At 66.9% G+C, this 16,420-nt stretch carries 12 protein-coding genes; 4 read left to right on the forward strand and 8 right to left on the reverse strand.

Annotation, left to right across the window (positions count from 1 at the left end; genetic code table 11):
• Window positions 1-41 precede the first annotated feature (41 nt).
• The gene (locus J2W22_RS17545; protein ID WP_307119510.1) at window positions 42-758 is read right to left on the reverse strand and encodes a L,D-transpeptidase family protein; all 717 of its coding nucleotides are present in this window, start codon (window positions 756-758) and stop codon (window positions 42-44) included.
• Window positions 759-1,020: 262 nt separating this feature from the next.
• Here J2W22_RS17545 and J2W22_RS17550 point away from each other — a divergent pair, with 262 nt between their 5' ends.
• Window positions 1,021-1,737, forward strand: a complete 717-nt coding sequence (locus J2W22_RS17550) for a murein L,D-transpeptidase catalytic domain family protein (protein WP_307119511.1) — start codon at window positions 1,021-1,023, stop codon at window positions 1,735-1,737.
• Window positions 1,738-1,993: 256 nt separating this feature from the next.
• Here J2W22_RS17550 and J2W22_RS17555 read toward each other — a convergent pair whose 3' ends face one another.
• Window positions 1,994-3,505, reverse strand: coding sequence for a hypothetical protein (locus J2W22_RS17555; protein WP_307119512.1), 1,512 nt, complete (start codon window positions 3,503-3,505; stop codon window positions 1,994-1,996).
• A 95-nt stretch (window positions 3,506-3,600) separates the two neighbouring features.
• Here J2W22_RS17555 and J2W22_RS17560 point away from each other — a divergent pair, with 95 nt between their 5' ends.
• Entirely contained in the window at window positions 3,601-5,652 is a 2,052-nt protein-coding gene (locus tag J2W22_RS17560; RefSeq protein WP_307119513.1) for an NAD(+) synthase, read from the forward strand.
• 144 nt (window positions 5,653-5,796) lie between these two features.
• A complete protein-coding gene (locus tag J2W22_RS17565; RefSeq protein WP_307119514.1) occupies window positions 5,797-8,016 on the forward strand; it encodes a beta-glucosidase family protein in 2,220 nt (739 codons plus the stop codon).
• A 46-nt stretch (window positions 8,017-8,062) separates the two neighbouring features.
• Here the strand turns inward: J2W22_RS17565 and J2W22_RS17570 are convergent, their stop codons facing one another.
• Entirely contained in the window at window positions 8,063-9,208 is a 1,146-nt protein-coding gene (locus J2W22_RS17570; protein WP_307119515.1) for an oxidoreductase, read from the reverse strand.
• Window positions 9,209-9,255: 47 nt separating this feature from the next.
• Between J2W22_RS17570 and J2W22_RS17575 the strand changes: the two genes are divergently transcribed.
• Window positions 9,256-10,473, forward strand: coding sequence for a cysteine desulfurase-like protein (locus tag J2W22_RS17575; RefSeq protein WP_307119516.1), 1,218 nt, complete (start codon window positions 9,256-9,258; stop codon window positions 10,471-10,473).
• A gap of 48 nt (window positions 10,474-10,521) precedes the next feature.
• Here J2W22_RS17575 and J2W22_RS17580 read toward each other — a convergent pair whose 3' ends face one another.
• The 5 genes from J2W22_RS17580 to J2W22_RS17600 form a co-directional block, all read right to left on the reverse strand.
• On the reverse strand, window positions 10,522-11,865 hold the full coding sequence (locus J2W22_RS17580; protein ID WP_307119517.1) for a Gfo/Idh/MocA family protein: 1,344 nt from the start codon (window positions 11,863-11,865) through the stop codon (window positions 10,522-10,524).
• A 26-nt stretch (window positions 11,866-11,891) separates the two neighbouring features.
• Window positions 11,892-13,037, reverse strand: a complete 1,146-nt coding sequence (locus J2W22_RS17585; RefSeq protein ID WP_307119518.1) for a Gfo/Idh/MocA family protein — start codon at window positions 13,035-13,037, stop codon at window positions 11,892-11,894.
• Window positions 13,038-13,051: 14 nt separating this feature from the next.
• A complete protein-coding gene (locus J2W22_RS17590; RefSeq protein ID WP_307119519.1) occupies window positions 13,052-13,495 on the reverse strand; it encodes a cupin domain-containing protein in 444 nt (147 codons plus the stop codon).
• 54 nt (window positions 13,496-13,549) lie between these two features.
• Complete coding sequence (locus J2W22_RS17595; RefSeq protein ID WP_373422997.1) at window positions 13,550-15,553, reverse strand: glycoside hydrolase family 97 protein; 2,004 nt, start codon at window positions 15,551-15,553, stop codon at window positions 13,550-13,552.
• A gap of 83 nt (window positions 15,554-15,636) precedes the next feature.
• Window positions 15,637-16,365 carry a GDSL-type esterase/lipase family protein gene (locus tag J2W22_RS17600; protein ID WP_307119521.1) on the reverse strand — a complete coding sequence of 243 codons (729 nt, stop codon included), beginning with the start codon at window positions 16,363-16,365 and terminating at the stop codon, window positions 15,637-15,639.
• Window positions 16,366-16,420 lie beyond the last annotated feature (55 nt).

Consider the following 16,420-nt stretch of genomic DNA (forward strand, 5'->3'; position numbering starts at 1 on the left):
TCGCGCTTAGCCGATCCAAAGCGTCGCGCGCATTACAGAATTTATTTCGAGCCGCGACGCGGCAGCGGCTGGACGATCTCGCGGGCCGGGCCCGTTGTCCAGCTCGCCGGCTGGATCCGCAGGCGCGGGGCGGTGCCCGGCATGGTGACCATGTTGAACGCCTCGCCGCCCAGGTTGCGGGCATCGGCCATCAGCAGCGGCGTCGGCGGCACCGCACGCACGGGGTCGAGCACTGGCTCGTCGGTGACCATCACGTCGCCGCCGAGCTCGGTCAGCGCATAGAGCTGCTTGGCGAAGGCGGCGGGGAAGCGGATGCAGCCGTGCGATGCGGGATAGCCCGGCAGGCGCCCGGCATGGAGCGCGATCCCGTCCCAGGTCAGCCGCTGCATGAAGGGCATGGGCGCGTTCGAATAGAGGTTCGAACGGTGGAAGACCTTCTTCTGCAGGATGGTGAAGGCGCCGACCGGCGTCTCGTGCCCGTCCGATCCGGTCGACACGGTGCTGGCGCCGACCAGATGGCCGCCGCGATAGATGTACGCGCGCTGGTCCGGGATGCTGACCACGATCGAGACCGGATCCCAGTCGTTGGTGCTCGCCTTGATCAGCTGGGGTTCCTCATACCAGGCCCATTGCCCGTTGCGCAGCGACGAGGGCGCCGCCTGCATCGTGTCCGATGCGGCGACCTGCGCGGTGGCGGGAATGGCGGGAAGGATCGTGGCACTGGCCAGGAGAAGGACGGCAAGGACGCCGGAACGCATCAAACAGCTCTCCGAATCCGCGAGCCGGGACGGCTCAGGGCGATTCCTTAACGAAATTAACCTAATTTCGTGCCGCTGCCGAATCGGACATATTTCGCGTGCGCAAATCGCTGGCAATGTTCCGGATTTCGGCGGGCCTTCGGCGAACCGGGCATGCGTTGCGGCGAGTCGCGCAACTTGGGACGGATGTTAAGCGCCGCGCTTACCATCTGTCTGATATAGATTCCCCCAAGGGGTAAAGCAGCGGGTTCTTTGGATAGTGATGGATAGCCTCGATACGATTCAGACGCGTCGCGCCTTGCTGAAGGCTGCGATGGTGATGGCGAGTGGCGCGGTGGTTTCGGCCTGCGCTTCGCGCACGATCAACACCGCGATGGCGCCGGCACCGATGCCGGTCCCCGCCCCCGTCCCGGCAATTCCCAAGGCGCCCGAACTGGCTGCCGCCCCCAAGGTGCCCGGCGTCCCCAACGGCATCCGCCCCGAGCTGTTCAAGAAGGCGCTGGCGGCGCTCAACCGCCATTCGATGCGCATCCCGTCGCACGATCGGATCGCGATCGCCGACTTCGCCACCTCGTCGAACAACCAGCGCTTCCATGTCGTCAACCTCGGCACCGGCCAGGTCGAGCGCTTCCTCGTCGCGCATGGCATCGGCTCGGATCCGAACCATAGCGGCATGCTCCAGCGCTTCTCGAACGAAGTGAATTCGGAAGCGACCTGCGAAGGCGCGTTCCTCACCGCCGACTATTATGTCGGCAAGCATGGCGACTCGCAGCGCCTGCTCGGGCTGGACCCGACCAACAACAACGCGCTGGACCGCGCGATCGTGGTCCACTCGGCCTGGTATGCGAACGAGGACATGATCGCCAGGCACGGCAAGCTCGGCCGCAGCCAGGGCTGCTTCGCGGTGGGCGAGAACCAGCTGGCCAAGCTGTTCGAGCGGCTTGGCCCGGGCCGGATGATCTACGCCGCCAAGGTCTGAGCCCATCCCACCGGGACGATCCTGTCCCGGTTGCGATGTAGGATTTCGCATGTTTCGCTGGAGCGGTCGGGACCCTGGTCCCGGCCGCTCTTTGCTTTGTAGGAAAGATAGGATCAGCTGCGCGCAAGGATATTGCGAGATGCGCGGCGGTACCGGGAAATCAGGGAAAATAGGCGCCCCGAAAACCCGCTCTCGGGCTGTACTTCGTGTACTTTGGCGAGTCGCCGCCGCTCTCGATGTTGGATGACGACCCCGCCTAGTTCTTCGGCAGCCCCGGCCCCGGCCCGGTCCCGCAGGGGAAGGGCGGCGCCCAGCAGGGATAGCCGAAGATCAGCTTCGTCGCGTAGCGCGCGATCGGCTTTTGCGGCCAGCTGCCCGGCAGCACCACGTCCTCCTGCCCGCTGGCCTTGGGCCAGGTCGCCATGCCGGGCGGCGTTACGCCATACCAGCGCGCGTCGCCCTCGAACGGGCGCTTGAAGGCGATCGCGGTCACCCGGTCGCCGATCGGCAGCTGGTGGTAATCCGCCGGGCTGCGCTGGGCGCCCTTCGCATCGACAATCGCCGAGCGGGCGAAATAGATGTCCTGCCAGCGTATGTCAGGCGCGACGAAGGTAAGCGCCTTGGCCGGCTCCTGCGGCTCGGCCGGGCGCGGCACGATGCGGAAGCTGGCGAGCAGCACCAGCGCCACCACCACCGCCAGCCCGCGCAGGTCGCGCCAGGTGACCAGCAGCCAGGTGAACAGCGCCGCCATCGGGAACAGCCACTTGAAATAATGCGCGTTGAAGAAGCGCCACATGCCGCTGGGTACCAGATCGACATAGGCCAGCATCATCGTGGTGTAGATCAGCGCGACCAGCGCCATGCAGAGCGTCAGCCAGCGCGCCGGCCCCTGCAGCCGCATCACGCCGAGGATCAGCCCAGCCGCACCCGTGAGCAACCAGGGCAGCTCGCGCAGCAACCCGGTCTCGCCGGGGAACCAGGGCGAGGGATCGACGAGCAGGATGCTCGCCTTCCATCCGAGATCGGCAAAGGCGAAGCCATAGTCGCCCGACAGCACCGTATAGTCGGTCAGCCGCGGGCCGTAGATGGCGAGATAGAGCAAGGCATAGGGCGCCAGCGTCGCTCCCGCCCCGCCCAGGCCCTTGGCAAGATCACTCCAACGCTTCTCGATCAGCACCGGGCGCCAGAGCGCGAACCCGCCGATCACCGCGCTCACCACCACGTCCGCCGGGCGGACCAGCGCGATCGCCATCAGCAGCGCGCCGAGCAGCCAGGGCCGGCGGCGCTGGCCGAACATCATGTCGGCGGCCTCGGCAAAGGCCAGCCAAATGAAGGCGGCCGACATCGTCGTCGTCCAGGGTTCGAGCCAGAATTTGGAGATGCGCAGGTCGCCGATCGTCGCGGCGAGGAAGAGCAGGCCGGCGGCCAGGCTCCCAACCCCGAAGCGCGCGCAGACGCGGTAGAAGCCCAAGAAGGCGCCTGCATAGCAGAGCAGGTTGATCGGCACGAAAGGGGTCGGCGCCCAGGCGAAAGGGGTGCCGGCGAGCGGATAGAGCAGCGGATACCAATGCTGGTCGGGGCTCAGGTCGAAATGCAGGAATGCCTTGGCCGATTTCAGATACTGGCCCTGATCGTGCCACCCGCGCCACCACGGCCCCGCCGGCGCGAAGAACTTCAGGTTGATCTTGAAGATCGTGTACGCGACGAAAACGGCCATGACGGTGCGCACCGGATGCGCGTCGAACTGGCGGCGGATCCAGTGGAGCATGGCGTGCGGGTAAAGCCTGTGCGGGGTTGGCACAAGGCGAGCCGAGCGACTAGGGGATGCAACAGATCGAAACATGTCGCTGCAAGACGGAGACGATGGCCCAATCCCACCCCTTTTATTCGATCCACCGCCAGGGAATGATCCGCGCGGGCGTCTGCACCCCGGCGATGACCGTGGGAGACCCGGTTCGCAATGCCGAGGCGGCGATCGCGCTGGCCCGGCAGGGCGACGCGATGGGCGCCGACCTGCTCGTCTATCCCGAGCTCTGCGTCACTTCCTATGCGATCGACGACCTGCACCTGCAGGACACGATCTGCGAGGCGACCGAGGCGGGTATCGCGGCGATCGTCGCGGCCAGCGCCGAGCTAAAGCCCGTCCTGCTGGTCGGTGCAGCGCTGCGGCGCAGCGGCCGGCTGTACAATACCGCGGTGGCGATCTCGCGTGGGCGCATCCTGGGCGTGGTACCCAAGAGCTATCTGCCCAATTACCGCGAATATTATGAGAAGCGCTGGTTCGCGCTGGGCGCCGGGCTGGCCGGGCTGGAGATCGAAGTGGCGGGGCAGACCGTGCCCTTCGGCACCGACCTGATCTTCGCCGCCGAGGAACTGCCCGACTTCGTCTTCCACGCCGAGATCTGCGAGGACTATTGGGCACCCCTGCCCCCTTCGACCGAAGGCGCGCTGGCCGGCGCGATGGTGCTGTGCAACCTCTCCGCCTCGAACATCGTGGTGGGCAAGGCGCGCGAGCGGGCGATGCTCTGCGCGGCGCAATCGGCGCGCGCGGTGGCCGCCTATGTCTATTCCGCCTCGGGGCCAGGCGAGAGCACCACCGATCTCGCCTGGGACGGCCAGGGCATGATCCACGAGCTGGGCGAATGCCTCGCCACTACCGAGCGATTCGAACTAACCACCGAGGTGGTGTGCGCCGATATCGATCTCGAGCGGCTGCGGCTCGAGCGGATGCGGATGGGCACGTTCAACGACTGCGCCGCCGCCAATGGTGACCCCGAGATGCGCTTCCGCCGGGTGACCTTCCAGCATCGCCCCGACTATGCCGACAAGGGCCTGCTCCGGAAGCTGCGCCGCTTCCCCTTCGTGCCCAACACCCCGTCCAAGCTGGAGGAGGATTGCTACGAGGCGTTCAACATCCAGGTGGAAGGGCTGCGCAAGCGGCTCGAGTCCACCGGCGCCAAGCATATCGTCATCGGCGTCTCGGGCGGACTGGACTCCACCCATGCGCTGATCGTCGCCGCCAGGGCGATGGACCGGCTCGGTCGCCCGCGCACCGACATCCTGGGCTTCACCATGCCCGGCTTCGCGACCAGCGAGGGCACCAAGTCGAACGCCTGGGCGCTGATGGACGCGCTGGGGGTGACCGGCGCCGAGATCGACATCCGCCCTGCCGCACGGACGATGCTCGAGGGGATCGACCACCCCTTCGCCAGGGGCGAGCCGGTCTATGACGTGACTTTCGAGAACGTCCAGGCGGGCCTGCGCACCGATTACCTGTTCCGCCTCGCTAACCAGCGCCAGGGCTTCGTGCTCGGCACCGGCGACCTCAGCGAGTTGGCGCTCGGCTGGTGCACCTACGGCGTCGGCGACCATATGAGCCATTACGGCATCAATGCCGGCGTGCCCAAGACGCTGATCCAGTATCTGATCCGCTGGACCGTGCAGACCGGCCAGTTCACCGGCGAGGCGGCCGAGGTGCTGACCAGCATCCTCGACACCGAGATCTCGCCCGAGCTGGTGCCCGCCGATGCCGACGGCAAGATGCAGAGCACGCAGGACCGGATCGGGCCGTACGAGCTGCACGACTTCTTCCTCCACTATACGATCCGGCATGGCCTCAGGCCCTCGAAGATCGCCTTTCTGGCGTGGCATGCCTGGAAGGAGGCGCAGGCGGGGCAATGGCCGATCGGCTTCCCCGAGGATGCGCGCCACCAGTACGACCTGGCGACCATCGCGAAATGGCTGGAGGAATTCCTGTTCCGCTTCTTCCAGACCAGCCAGTTCAAGCGCTCGGCGCTGCCCAATGGGCCGAAGGTCTCGGCCGGCGGCGCGGTAAGCCCGCGCGGCGACTGGCGCGCGCCCTCGGACGGTGTGGCGCGACCGTGGATCGAGGAACTGAAGGCGAATTTGCCCTGAGCTCGTTGCTCTTGTCGTCATCCCCGCCTACGCGGGAATGACGGTGTAGTCGATGTTCTACGACCATCTCGGTGATAGCGTTACCAAGGCTTGACCTGTATACCCATCCCGACAACGCTGACAAAAATCGCGGGAGAGGAAATCATGAAGCTGCGCCGCCACGCCCTTGCGGGTTCGATGATCGCATTGGGCATCGCGCTCGCCGCCGCTGCGCCGGCCATCGCGCAGGAACAGCCCCGCCCCTGGATGGACGCCAAGCTCTCCGCCGATGCGCGCGTGAAGGCCATCCTCGCCCAGATGACCGAGGACGAGAAGCTCGTCCTGGTCTTCGGCTATTTCGGCACCGATTTCGCACCCAAGAATGGCTACAAGGCGCCCGCCGAGGCGCGGCCGGGCTCGGCTGGCTATATCCCCGGCATCCCGCGGCTGGGCATCCCGGCCCAGTGGCAGACCGATGCGGGCGTCGGCGTCGCCACCCAGGGTGGCGCGCCCAGGAAACGTGGGCGGACCGCCCTGCCCTCCGGCCTCGCCACCACGGCGAGCTGGGACGTCGACCTCGCCCATGCCGGCGGCGCGATGATCGGCAACGAGGCGCGCGCATCGGGCTTCAACGTCATGCTCGCCGGCGGCGTCAACCTGATGCGCGAGCCGCGCAACGGGCGGAACTTCGAATATGGCGGCGAGGATCCGCTGCTCGCCGGCACGATGGTGGGCGCGCAGATCGCCGGCATCCAGTCGAACCACATCATCTCGACCGTGAAGCATTACGCGATCAACGATCAGGAGACCGACCGCGACACAGGCAACTCGATCATCGATCCGGTGGCGGCGCGGATGAGCGACCTGCTCGCCTTCCAGTTCGCGATCGAGCGGGGCGATCCGGGCTCGGTGATGTGTTCGTACAACCGCGTCAACGGCACCCATGCCTGCGAGAATGGCTGGCTGCTGGGTGACGTGCTGCGCCGCGACTGGGGCTACAAGGGCTATGTGATGTCGGACTGGGGCGCGACCCATTCGACCGCGCCGGCGGCCAATGCCGGGCTCGATCAGGATTCGGGCTTCCCGTTCGACAAGGAACCCTATTTCGGTGCGCCGCTGAAGGATGCAGTAGCGAAGGGCGCGGTTTCGAAGGAACGGCTCGATGCGATGGCGGGCGCGATCCTGCATGCGATGTTCGACAACGGCCTGTTCGACCAGCCGGTGACCGAGGCGCCGATGGACCTTTCACCCGAACTGCTGGCGGCCAGCGCCGAAGTGACGCGCAAGGATGCCGAGGGCGGCGCGGTGCTGCTGCAGAACAGGGGCGCGATCCTGCCGCTCTCGCCCGACGTGAAGAAGATCGTCGTGATCGGCGGGCGCGCCGACAAGGGCGTGCTGGCGGGCAGCGGCTCGTCGCTGGTCTATCCGGTGGCGGGCAATGCGGTGCCCGGGCTCAAGCCGACGACCTGGCCGGGGCCGGTGATGTACTATCCCGATGCGCCGCTCGCCGCGATCAAGGCGCAGGCGCCGAACGCGGAAGTAGTGTTCGTCGATGGCGGCAATGCGGGCAGCGCGGCCAAGGCGGCGAAGGACGCGGACGTGGCGATCGTGTTCGGCACGCAATGGGCCGGCGAGGCGTTCGACGTGGCGCTGAACCTCGATGACGACCAGGACAAGCTGATCGCAGCGGTGGCCAAGGCCAATCCGAAGACCGTGGTGGTGCTCGAGACCGGCGGGCCGGTGCTGACGCCGTGGCGCGGCCAGGTCGCCGGCATCCTCGCCGCCTGGTATCCGGGCACCCAGGGCGGCAGCGCGATCGCCAACCTGCTGTTCGGCAGGGTGAACCCCTCGGGCCACTTGCCCGCGACCTTCCCGGCCAGCCTCGAGCAACTCGCCAAGCCCTCGACCCCAAACAAGGGCGACACGACCTACAGCGAGGGCGCGACGGTCGGGTACAAATGGTATGACGCGCGCAAGCTGACCCCGGCCTTTCCGTTCGGGCACGGCCTCAGCTACACCAGCTTCGCCTATTCGGACCTGAAGGCGCAGGCGGCGGACGGCACGGTCACGGCGAGCTTCACGATCCGCAACACCGGCAAACTGCAGGGCAAGGACGTGCCCCAGCTCTATGTCGCCGGTGCGGGCTGGGAAGCCCCGAAGCGGCTGGGCGGCTTCGCCAAGGTCGAGCTGGCGCCGGGCGAGGCGAAGACGGTGACGCTGAAGGTCGATCCGCGCCTGCTCGCGACGTTCGACGGGGCGAGCAATTCGTGGAAGGTCGCCGGCGGTACGGTGCAGGTGCTGCTGGGGACCTCGGCGACGGATATCGTCGCGACGGTGCCGGTTGCGGTGGAGGCGCGGACGATCGCGGTGGGGTGGCGGCCGTAACCTGCAGCCGGCATCCGAAATAAATCGTCATCCCGGTCCCAAACCGTCATCCGCCACAACTCGTCATCCCGGCGAAAGCCGGGATCTCGTGCGGCTCCTTCCCCGCGCCTTCGCCTGAGATCCCGGCTTTCGCCGGAATGACGGATTGGGCTCGGGATGACGGTTCAAGCCAGAGGCTGAGCCGCCGCCCTTCCCGCGCGCTCTCCCGCGCCAGCTCCGCTATGCGCAGACCGAACACCGCGTCCTCGCCCGTCACCGGCGCGGGGCCGCCCTCCACGATCGCCTTCGCGATGCCCGCATAGAAGCCGCGATAGTCGCCGGTCTCGGTCGGCACGATCTCGCTGCTGCCATCCGCATGGGTGAGCGTGCCGTGGAACTGCGGCTCCTCGTCGCCGACGCCGGGATCGGTGTAGCGCGCGCCGTCCTTCACGCGCGGCTCCTGCGGGTCGAGGCCGTGCTTGGCGAAGTCCGCCTTGGTACCGTGCAGCCAGAAGCGCGGGCGCGGGGTGACGAACAGCCGGCCGGCGGAGAGCGTGACGCGGCGCTGGCCATGGAAGAGCGTGATCTCGAAATAGTCGTCGGTGCGCCCGCCGTCGCGCTGGACGGCGATGTCGGCATGGAGCGCCTCGGGCGTGCCGAACAGCTGCAGCGCCTGATCGATCAGGTGTGGGCCGAGATCGGCGAGGATCCCGGCGCCGGCCTCGGGGTCTTCCTTCCAGGCCTGGGCAAGCGCTGGGCGGAACCGGTCCCAGCGCAGCTCGGCGAGCATGATCTCGCCCAGCGTTCCTGCCTCCACCAGCTTGCGCACGGTGAGGAAATCGCCGTCCCAGCGGCGATTGTGAAAGGCGCTGACCAGCCTGCCCTTCTCCTTCGCCAGCGCTACCAGGCTTTCGCCGTCGGGCACATTGGTGGCGAAGGGCTTGTCGATCACCACATGCTTGCCCGCCTCCAGCGCGCGGCGCGCAAGGGGCACGTGCGTGTCGTTGGGCGTGGTGACCACGACCAGCTCGATCGAGGGATCGGCGAGCAATGCGTCGGGCGTGACGACCGCGACATCGGGGTAGCGCGCATGGACGTCAGCGGCGCGCGAGGTGGCAATGGCGGCCAGCTCGAGTTCGGGGACCGCGTTGACCAAGGGCGCGTGAAAGGCGAGACCGCCCAGTCCATAGCCGATCACTCCGGTGCGGATCATGACGTCCTCCTCTTTTGCGGTTGCCGCGCTCGCTCTATGCCAGCGCAATGAACTTTCCAATCGAAGCCGTGCGCGCGCAATTCCCGGCACTCCGCTCCGGCCGCGTCTATTTCGACACGCCCGGCGGTACCCAGATCTGCGAGAGCGCGATCGCGCGCATGGTGCTGCACCTGCGCGACGGCACGGCCAATTCGGGTGGCGCGTTCGTCACGTCGATCGAGACCGATGCGCTCAGCGACCAGGCACATGCCGCGATGGCCGAGCTGCTCGGTGGCAGGCCGGACGAAATCGCCTTCGGACCGAACATGACCTCGCTCACCTTCGCTCTGTCCCGCGCGCTGGCGCGGGAATGGGCCGAGGGCGACGAACTGATCTGCACCAGGCTCGAGCATGACGCCAATGTCTCGCCCTGGCTCCAGGCGGCGCGCGACAGGGGGATGACAGTGCGCTGGCTCGATTTCGATCCTGAGACCGGCCGCTGGAAGCTCGAGGAGCTGAAAGCGCTGCTCCAGCCGCAGACCCGGCTGGTGGCGCTGGGCATGGCGAGCAATGCGCTCGGCACGATCAACCCGGTAGCCGAGGCGGTGAAGATCGTCCGCGCGCATTCCGACGCGCTGGTGTTCGTCGATGCCGTGCAATCGGTGCCGCACATCGTCACCGACGTCGAGGCGCTGGGCGCGGACTTCCTCGCCTGCTCGCCCTACAAGTTCTTCGGCCCGCACCAAGGGGTGCTCTGGGCCCGCGCCGAGACAGTCGAGCGGGTCGAGGCCTATCGCGTGCGCCCGGCAGGCAATCATGGCGCGCATCGCTTCGAGACGGGAACGCCGTCGTTCGAGGGCCAGGCGGCGGCGCTCGGCACGATCGAGTATCTCGAATGGCTGGGTGGGCAGCTCGATCCGCAGGCCGATGGCAGGCGCGGCCGGCTGGTCGCGGCGATGCAGGGCTGTGTCCGCTACGAGGAGCATCTCGGCGCGCGGTTGCTGGCGGGATTGGCCAGCATCCCCGGCCTGAAGCTCTGGGGGCCGCCGACGATGGAAGGCCGGGTGCCGACCTTCTCGTTCACGATAGAGGGGCATCATCCGGACAATATCGCGGAGCATCTCGCGGAGAACGGCGTTTTCGCCTGGTCGGGCAGCTTCTACGCGGTGGAGGTTACCGCACGGCTCGGGCTCGATGCGGCAGGCGGGCTGCTGCGGGTGGGGCTGTGCCATTACAATAATGCCGAGGAAGTGGATCGGCTGATCGAGGCGCTGCAGGCGCTCTGAAAAAGCGTGATCCCGGCGACGGATCGCCGGGATCACGGGAGGGGGCTCTCAGATCGCGTATTTCGCCCGCTGCGGCCGGCTGAGCATCGCATTGGCGGCATCGTCGCCGATGAACTTCTCGGCCGTGGGATCCCATTTGAGGCGGCGGCCGGTCTTCATTGCGATGTGATGGAGCAGGCAGGTCGAGCAGGCGCGGTGGCCGATCTCGGCCGGTGCGCTGACCGGCACGCCTTTCAGGATCGCGTCGAGCCAGTTCCGGTGCTGCTCGGGCGCCTTGTAGAGCTGGATTTCGTTCGGGCCGATCACGCTGGCGAGGATCTTCGGATCGCTGGCGGTGAGCGGCACCTCGGCGGGCTTGGAGGGGTCGGACGAGGAGACCGCGCCGGTGCGCTGGACGAACACCCAGCCCTTGTCACCGATGAACTTCACGCCATTGGGCAGCGCGCCCGAGATCGTCATCGTCACGCCATTGGCATAGCGCGCATGGGTCTCGAACGGGCCGTGCACGTCCCACAGGCCGGACTTGGGGAACTCCGCGCTGCCCCAGATCTCGACCGGGCCGCTATGCTCCATGTCCATGCCCCAATGGGCGATGTCGACATGATGCGCGCCCCAGCCGGTGATCATGCCGGCACCGAACTGCTCCATGCGGAGCCAGCCGGGGCGGTCCTCGAAGCTGTTCTGCGGGTGGACGCGGATCTCGGTATAATAGGCCTCCGGCGTCGTGCCGAGCCAGGCGTCATAATTGAGGTTCGGCGGGATCGGCATCTGCGGCGCCTCGGGCCCCGAGGGATCGCCGGGCAGGCCGATCTCGACATGCTTGAGCTTGCCGATCCGGCCGTTGCGGACCAGCTCGCACGCGCGGTGGAACTGCGGCCAGGGGTCCTGCCCGCGCTGCTGCGAACCGATCTGGAGAATCCTGCCCGACTTCGCGACTTCGTCCGCCATGCGCCGCCCTTCGGCGATGGTCAGCGAGGCGGGCTTCTGCAGATAGACGTGCTTGCCCGCCTGCACCGCATGCACGGCGAGCGGGGCGTGCTGGTGATCGGGCGTGGAGACCAGCACCGCGTCGATATCCTTCGCCGCGAGCAGCTCGCGATAATCGGTATAGCCGCGCGTGCCCGAATAGGGTTTGCCGGTGCTGGCGGCATAGCGGTCGTCGACCAGCTGCATGCCGGCGCCGAGCCGCTTGGTATCGACGTCGCACACCGCAACGATCTGGGCGTCGGCATGCTTGTGGATTTCCTTCATGTCATGGACGCGGCTGATCCGCCCTACCCCGATCGCGCCGATCGCCACGCGGTTGGAGGGAGCGTTCTGGCCGAACACGCTGGACGGCACGATCATCGGCGCCGCGATGGCACCCAAAGTCTGGCGTCTGGAAAGCCGCATGCCCCTCTCCTCCTCTGTACTGTGGTTCAGGCCGTGACCGGCCTCGTCGCGTTCTTCTGTGCGGTGAGCACCAGCTCGGCGGCGAGCAGTGCCTGTTCCTGGTCCTGCGCCACGCTGGAGCGCTCGACGACATCGGCGATGAATTGCGGGCCGAAGGGCAGATGCACCTTCGAGCAGTCGATATAGCGCACGCCCTGCTTGTCGCAGATCAGCAGGTGGTTGCCGCCCGGGCGCCCGGCGATATCGACGTATTTGCGCAGCTCGATATAGCCCTCGGTACCGAGGATGAAGAGCCGGCCGTCGCCCCAGGTCGGCAGCCCGTCGGGGGTGAACCAGTCGACGCGGACATAGCCGGTGCCGCCGTCGCCGGTCAGCATCATGTCGCCGAAATCCTCGAAGTCCGGCTTGTCCGGCCATTTCAGATTGCCGGTCTGCGCGGCGACGACATGCGCGGTCTTCGAACCGGTGTAGAACAGGAACTGGTCGGCCTGGTGGCTGCCGATATCGGTGAGAATGCCGCCATAGCGGGCCTTGTCCCAGAACCAGTCCGGACGGCCCGAGCCGACGCGGTGGGGCGCGAGATTGACGGTCTGGATCACCTTGCCGATCCGGCCTTGCTGCACCAGCTCGCCGGCATGGACCGCGGCGCGCACCTCGAGCCGCTCGGAATACATGATCGCGAACTTGCGCTTCGTCTCGGCGACCGCCTTGCGGACCTCGGCGAGCTGCTCGAGCGAAGTGATCGCCGGTTTGTCGCCGAGATAGTCCTTGCCGGCACGCATCGCCCGGACGCCGAGCGGCGCGCGCAGATCGGGGATCGGGGCGCCGACGATCAGCTTGATCGACTTGTCGCCGAGGATCTCGTCCTCGCTCCGCGCGAGCTTCACGGCATTGCCATAGCGCTTGCGGAAGGTGTCGACCTGTTTGGGATCGGCTGCGTAGAAGCTCTTCAGCACGCCGCCGCCGCGGATCATCGCGTCGGTCATCGAATAGATATGCGCGTGATCGAGCCCGATCACGCCGAAATCGGCCTTGTGGGTCACGCCCGGCTCCGGCCCGATCGGCGCGGCATTCTCGGACGGCGCATTACCCGAGCTCTTTGACTGGGCGAGGACTTCGGGGGGCAGCATCGCGGCAATGCCGGCAATGCCGAGGATCGATCGGCGGTCCATCTCGTGCTCTCCTGTCACTTGGCCGGCGTCGCGCCGGTCTTCCAGTTGATCACGTGATAGGTCGCCGGCGTGTCGCCTACATTGCGCAGCGCGTGCGGTGAATTGGAAGCGTTGAAGATCACCGAGCCCGGCCCGAGCCGCTCCCATTTGCCGCCCGACAGCGTCTCGACCGTGCCGCGATCGATGATCACCAGTTCCTCGTTCGGATGGGTATGCGGGGGGTGCGAGGCGAGGCCCGGATTGAGCGTGGTGACGTGCATCTCCAGCTCGGACAGCGTCGCCGTGGGCTGGCGGACCAGGTCGCGGATCTCGCCGACATCGGTCTTCTTCACCGCCAGCTTGTTCCAGTCCCACACCGCCGGGCCGAGCACATCGTGCTGCTGGGCCAGCGCATTGGCGCCCCAGCCGCACAAGATCGCGACCGCGGCAATGCCGACGTCCCTTTGCGTGATCCGCATCACCCTCTCCTCTTTCGGAAGAGGCTAACATCAATTGTATGAGTTTTAAAACCCCTATTTATCGAATATCGCGGCGGCCCCGCCATCGGCGGCGAGATCGAGGGTCAGCGTCTCGCCATCGGCCACCCGCTTCTCGTTGACGACGGGCGTGTCGGGCCTGGCGCCATCGGTCCACAGCCGCATCGCCGCGCCGCGCTTGCCGAGGAAATCGAGCGGCACGGTCACTTTGCGCGCAGTCTCGCTGTTCATCGCGCCGAGATACCAGCGGCTGCCCTTGCGGCGGGCAAGGACGATATACTCCCCGGTCTCTCCGGCGAGATAGCGCGTCTCGTCCCAGCTCGCCGGCACTGCCTTGATGAAGTCGAACCCGGCAGGGCTCGCGGCATAGGTATCCGGGCTGTCGGACACCGCGCCGATCGGCGAGAGGAAGACGACGTACATCGCCAGCCCATGCGCGCGACTGGTCTGGACGAAGGGAAGATCGCCGCGGATGCGGAACTCCGCCGGCGTCACGTTGCGGAAGCCGCCGGGGGTATAATCCATCGGGCCGATCAGCCCGCGGGTAAAGGCGAGCATCACATTGTGGCGCGAGGTCGCCCGCTTACTCCACTTGTTGTACTCGGCGCCCATCACGCCTTCCTGGGTCATGAAGTTCGGCCAGGTGCGTGCAAGCCCGCGCGGCGGGAAGGCACCGTGGAAATCGACCATCAGGTGATGGCGCGCGGCAGCGCCGAGCGTGCGCGTGTACCAGTTGACCATCCACTGGTCGTCGCGGTCCATGAAGTCGATCTTGATGCCCGCGATGCCGAGCTTCTCATAAAGCGTCAGCGCATCCTCGAGCTGGTCGTCGAGCGCCTGCCAGTGCATCCACACCCAGAGCCGCACCTTCTTCGACCGGGCGTATTCGGCGACTTCCTGCAGGTTGAGCGTGTCGGCCCATTTGGTGATGTCGACGCCGGGGCGGCGCACCCCGCCCCCGCCGGCGCCGGCATACCAGCCCTCGTCGATCATCGAATAAGGCAGGCCGTTGGCCGCGGCGAAATCGATCAGCGCCTTGGCGACCGCGGTGGTGCTGCGCTGGCCGGGCAGCGCGGCGATCGAGGGACCGCTCCACCAGTCCCAGCTGGTCAGGCCCGGCTTGATCCAGCTGGTATCCTCGATCCGGCTCGGGCTGGAGAGGCTGGTGACCAGGGTGGATTCGTTCAACTTGCCGAGCTGGTCGGCAAGCATCACCACGCGCCACGGCGTGACGATCGGGCTGCCGATGCGCGTGTGCACCGCGATCCGGTAGTCGTCGAGCGAGGGCGAGAGCTTGAGCTGCAGCCCCGGCCCGCCATCGCCGCGACCGGTGAGGTACATGCCGGCAAAGTCGAGCAGGTCCGCCTCGGTGATGGCGAAGGCGGCCTTGCCGGTCTCGCAGGCGAAGGGGAGATCGAAGAGATTGTGGTCACGCAGGTGCAGCACATCGACCGGATCGAACTCGCCCTCATGGCTCGAGCCGAACTTGCCGACGTTGAAGCCCCAGCATTTGTAGGTCGGCGGGAAATAGAAGCCGGTGCGCTCGTAGCGGATGATGGCGGCAGCGGTTTGCGGCTGGACGGGCACGACTGTGCGGAACGCCACCCCGTCGTCATAGGCGCGCAGGACGATGTCGAGCTTGCGCTTCGCCCCGCCCCTTTCCTGGAAATGGACGGTGAGCTGGTTGTAATGATCGCGCCCTTCCGCGGCGGTGCCCGCGACGATCGGGTAGCGCGTATCGGCGCTGACGTTCTCGGATCCGGTGATCGCGAGATTGTAGCCGAGCGTATCGGTGTCGAGATCGAGCAGGATCGGCGACGGCGCGATCACCAGGTTACCGCCGCGCGAGACGGCATAGGTCGGCGTGCCTGAGCCGTTCAGCTGGATCGCGATGCGGTTACTGCCGTCGGGCGAGGCTGCGGTGAGAAGCTGTTGCGCGGAAGCGTGGGTGATCGAGAACAGAGCCGCAAGCGCGACCAGAGCTCCCCTCCCTGCAAGGGAGGGGTTGGGGGTGGGTGGATAACCGCGATACGGCGCAATCGAGCGCGTGGAAGCAGTATCGCCCGGACACGACCCACCCCTGACCCCTCCCTTACAGGGAGGGGAATTGCCAAAGATTGCCCTCACGCCTTGTTTGCCTTCAGCACCGGCGCGAGGACGCTCTCCATCGCGGCATAGCCCTGTTCGGTGGGATGCACCCCATCCGAGGCCAGGCCGGGCTTCATCGCGCCTGCCTCGGTCGCCAGCACGCCGGTATAGTCGACATAGGTCGCGCGGGCGCGGCGGGCATAGTCCTTCAGCCACGCATTGATCGCCCGGATCGGCTGCACCGTCTCCAGGCCCGGACGCCAGGGGAAATGGTCCGCCGGCGGCACCGAGCCGAGCAGCACCTTGATGCCGTTGGCCTGGGCCAGCTCGGTCATCATCCGCAGATTGTCATAGCTCTGCGCGAGCGTGATCTTGCCGGTATTGCCCGCGATATCGTTGGTGCCGGCCATGATGTGAATCAGCCGCGGCTTGAGCGCGATCACGTCGGCGATCATCCGCAACACCATCTGCGGCGTGGTCTGGCCGCCGATCCCGCGGCACACCCGGCCGGGGGTGAAGAAACCAGGGTGCTTGCTCTGCCAGCCCTCGGTGATCGAATCGCCCATGAAGACGATGTCGACCTTCCGGCCGGAGGCGATCAGCTTGGCATTGTCCGCGGCATAGCGGCCGAGCCAGGGCCAGTCTTCCTTGAGCTGGCGCTGGTGCTTGTCCTCCCAGCTCTCCTGCGCCTGGACGGCGCTGGCGGCGGGAAGCAGCAGGGCTCCGGCAAGGAACCCACGGCGGACGATCGGCATCTCAGGCATCTCCGGCATCGAACGGATACCGGCAACAGTAGCGCCCGAGAGCACTGCAAGAAAA

Origin of the sequence: Sphingomonas kyeonggiensis (assembly GCF_030812785.1) — a bacterium.
Classification (GTDB): Bacteria; Pseudomonadota; Alphaproteobacteria; order Sphingomonadales; family Sphingomonadaceae; genus Sphingomonas; species Sphingomonas kyeonggiensis_B.